This window comes from Tardiphaga sp. (assembly GCF_044340795.1).
In the GTDB taxonomy this organism is placed as follows: Bacteria; Pseudomonadota; Alphaproteobacteria; order Rhizobiales; family Xanthobacteraceae; genus Tardiphaga.
Window position 1 is genome coordinate 1 of record NZ_JBIISY010000414.1, and the last position, 3,267, is coordinate 3,267.

Here is a 3,267-nt window from a genome sequence, read left to right on the forward strand (position 1 = left end):
GTTCGGGCGCCATGGTGCCGAGACCGCCGATCATGATGCCGAGGCTGGCGAAATTGGCGAAGCCGCACAGCGCATAGAGCATGATGAGGCGCGAGCGTTGATCGAGCACCTCCGGGCCGAGTTTTGCGAGCTGCACATAGGCGATCAGCTCGTTGAGGATCGTCTTCACGCCCATCAATGATCCCGCCGTGAGCGCCTGGTCCCATGGCAGGCCCATCAGCCAGCAGACCGGCGCCATGACATAGCCGACGATGCGCTGGCCCGTGAGCGGCGTGCCGCCGATCGTCGGAAACAGCATCAGGATCGCATTCATCAGATACATCAGCGCCACAAAGACCAGCAGCAACGCGACGATATTGACCAGCAGTTCGATGCCGGCCGTCGTGCCCTTGACGATGGCATCCATGGTGCTGCTGGCGGGCGAGGGCGGACTGGCCAGCAGGCCGCTGGTGCGGCGGTCTTCGGTTTCCGGCACCATGATCAGGCTGACCAGGATCGCCGCCGGCGCGGACAGCACCGAGGCGATGACGAAATGCGCCGAGGCATCCGGGAGCAACGGCGCCATGAAGTTGGCGTAGAGCACCAGCACCGTGCCGGCGATCCCCGCCATGCCGCCGGTCATCACGAGAAACAGCTCGCTGCGGGTGAGCTGCGCGATATAGGGCCGAATGAAGAGCGGCGCTTCCACCATGCCGAGAAAGATGTTTGCGGCTGTGGAGAGCCCCACGGCGCCGCCGATCCCGAGCGTGCGCTCGAGCAGCCACGCCATGCCACGCACGATCGGCGGCAGGATGCGCCAGTAGAACAGCAGCGTCGTCAGCACGCTGATCACGAGCACGACCGGCAGGGCCTGCAGCGCCAGCACGAAATCTGCGCCGGGGGCTTTCAGGTCAAAGGGGAGCGCGCCGCCGCCGAGATAGCCGAACACGAAAGACGTGCCGGCGCGCGACGCAGCCGCGATGGTCGAGACCGCGTCATTGATCGTTCCGAAAGCGCGCGTGACGATGGGCAGCTTCAGGAGAATGACGGCCGTTGCGATCGTGAAGACGAGCCCGATCACGGCCTTGCGCAATGACACCTTGCTGCGATTTTCACCGCACAGCCAGGCAAGGCCAAGCAGAGCGAAAATCCCAAACGCCGACTGAAGCTGAAGCATATATCCCCCGAAACCGCGGCAATGATGCCGCGGCGACGGAGGTCATGCAATGTCGGTGCCGGGGAAGTCGAAGCTAGGCTGCTTTATTGTCAATCGGCTCAGCAATTAGCCTTATGCCGAGGGCTCCAAGCACCTTATGGACTGTGTCGAATTCGGGCTTCGATTGTCCATTGAGAGACTTGTACAGGCTTTCGCGCGAGACGCCGGCGGCTTTCGCAACGTCCGCCATTCCTTTGGCGCGCGCGGCTGTGCCGATGGCGCGTGTGATGAAAGCGGGATCATCAGTCTCGAAAGCGTCGGTGAGATAGACAGCAATCATCTCCGGCGTTTTGAGATATTCGGCTGCGTCGAATTTCGAGATGTCCACCATTGCCAGTCCTTCACAATGACGCGGCGATCTGCTTTGCACGCCGAATGTCCTTCGCCTGAGAAGACTTGTCGCCGCCGCAGAGAAGCAGCACCACGGTCTTGCCAGTCCGCGTGAAGTAAACGCGATATCCCGGCCCGAAATCGATCTTCAACTCGCTGACGCCATCGCCCACGGCTTTGACATTGCCGGGATTGCCGAGCGCCAGACGATCGACCCGTGCCGTGATCAGCGCTTGCGCGCGCAGATCCGCCAGCGACGTGATCCACTTCTGATATTCGCTGGTCTTCAAGACCTCGAACATGAAGTATCCTATAGGATACAGGTGCAGTGGTCAAGTTCTGAAGACGAGCGTGTTGCGCTCGCCTTCGGTATCGAATCCTCAGCCCCGTCCCACGAACGGCATCTTCGTGGCCATCACCGTCATCGTCAGCACATTCGCATCCAGCGGCAGGCCGGCCATATAGGCGACGGCATCGCCCACCGCCTTGGAGTCCATGCGTGGCTCCTGGCGCGAGGTGCCGTCGGGCTGCAACACGCCGGGGCCATTGACCATGCGGTCGGTCATGGGCGTCGCGGCATTGCCGATATCGACCTGGCCGACGGCGATGTCATAGGCGCGGCCGTCGAGATTGCTGGCTTTTGTCAGGCCGGTGATGGCGTGCTTCGTCGAGGTATAGGCGGCCGAGAACGGGCGCGGCGCATGCGCCGAGATCGAGCCGTTATTGATGATGCGGCCGCCGCGCGGGGTCTGGTCCTTCATGATGCGGAAGGCGTGCTGGGTGCACAGGAATGGCGCGGTGAGATTGGTGTCGACCACGGCCTTCCACTGTTCGAGGCCGAGATCCTCGAACGGGATCGCGGGCGCGCCCATGCCGGCATTGTTGAACAGCACGTCAAGGCGGCCGAATTCCTGCACGGTCTTGGCAAACAGCGCTGCGATCGAGGCGGGGTCCTGCATGTCGGCGGTGACGGGCAGGCTCTTGCCGCCCTGCTCAGTGCCGAGCTTCTGCGTCTCCTGCAGCAGTTCGAGCCGGCGGCCGGCGAGCACGACGGTGAAGCCCGTATTCATCAGCGCGAGCGAGGCGGCGCGGCCGACGCCGGTGCCGGCTCCGGTGACGATGGCGATCTTGGCGGTCATTGGTTTCTTCCCTGGTTCTTGAAACGACGTGTTCTAGGAGAGGTCTCGCGTCATGAAGCGCGCCTGATCGCCGTAGCTCAAAAGCTTGGCCCCAAGTGCTGGATCGTCCGTGACGGTAAAGCCCTGCCGCTGCCAAAAGTGGACCGAATTGTTGACGGCAACAAGGGTCATATTCGGTAGGCCCAGCGTGCGTGCGCGGGCCGCAAGGAGGCCGACAATGGCCGTACCGGCACCACTGCCGCGGGTCTCAGCCAGCAATGCGAGATCGTGGATGTAATATGTCGATGGAGAGGCGATCGGCTCCAGCACTGCATCGAGCGGCGGCGGCGCGCGATCCTGCCAGGGATGGCTCAACACATAGCCCTTGAGCCCGTCATTGCCGTCCAGCACCTCGCAGCCACCGGCATGCAGTGCCATGCGATTGGCGAACACCGCGTCGGTCTCGGGAAATTCGGGATGGATGACGTCGGCGAGGGCTTTAACGGAGCTGAGATCGCCGGCGGTCATTGGACGCCAGGCGTAGGATGGGTTGAGCGCAGCGATACCCAGCACTCATCCACTCGGGTGCATGCGGTGATGGGTATCGCTGCGCTCAACCCATCC

The 3,267-nt window shown here is 62.8% G+C and carries 5 protein-coding genes; all 5 read right to left on the reverse strand.

The window, feature by feature from the left end; genetic code table 11:
* A partial coding sequence (locus ACIQ17_RS32450; protein ID WP_398473671.1) for a NupC/NupG family nucleoside CNT transporter occupies window positions 1-1,156 on the reverse strand: 1,156 nt, incomplete at its 3' end.
* A gap of 73 nt (window positions 1,157-1,229) precedes the next feature.
* Window positions 1,230-1,526, reverse strand: a complete 297-nt coding sequence (locus tag ACIQ17_RS32455) for an addiction module antidote protein (RefSeq protein ID WP_398473673.1) — start codon at window positions 1,524-1,526, stop codon at window positions 1,230-1,232.
* Between the two features lie 10 nt (window positions 1,527-1,536).
* Window positions 1,537-1,827 carry a type II toxin-antitoxin system RelE/ParE family toxin gene (locus tag ACIQ17_RS32460; protein ID WP_398473675.1) on the reverse strand — a complete coding sequence of 97 codons (291 nt, stop codon included), beginning with the start codon at window positions 1,825-1,827 and terminating at the stop codon, window positions 1,537-1,539.
* Window positions 1,828-1,905: 78 nt separating this feature from the next.
* Entirely contained in the window at window positions 1,906-2,664 is a 759-nt protein-coding gene (locus ACIQ17_RS32465; protein WP_398473676.1) for an SDR family oxidoreductase, read from the reverse strand.
* A 33-nt stretch (window positions 2,665-2,697) separates the two neighbouring features.
* Window positions 2,698-3,216 (reverse strand): GNAT family N-acetyltransferase, encoded by a 519-nt coding sequence (locus ACIQ17_RS32470; RefSeq protein WP_398473677.1) that lies wholly within the window; start codon window positions 3,214-3,216, stop codon window positions 2,698-2,700.
* Window positions 3,217-3,267 lie beyond the last annotated feature (51 nt).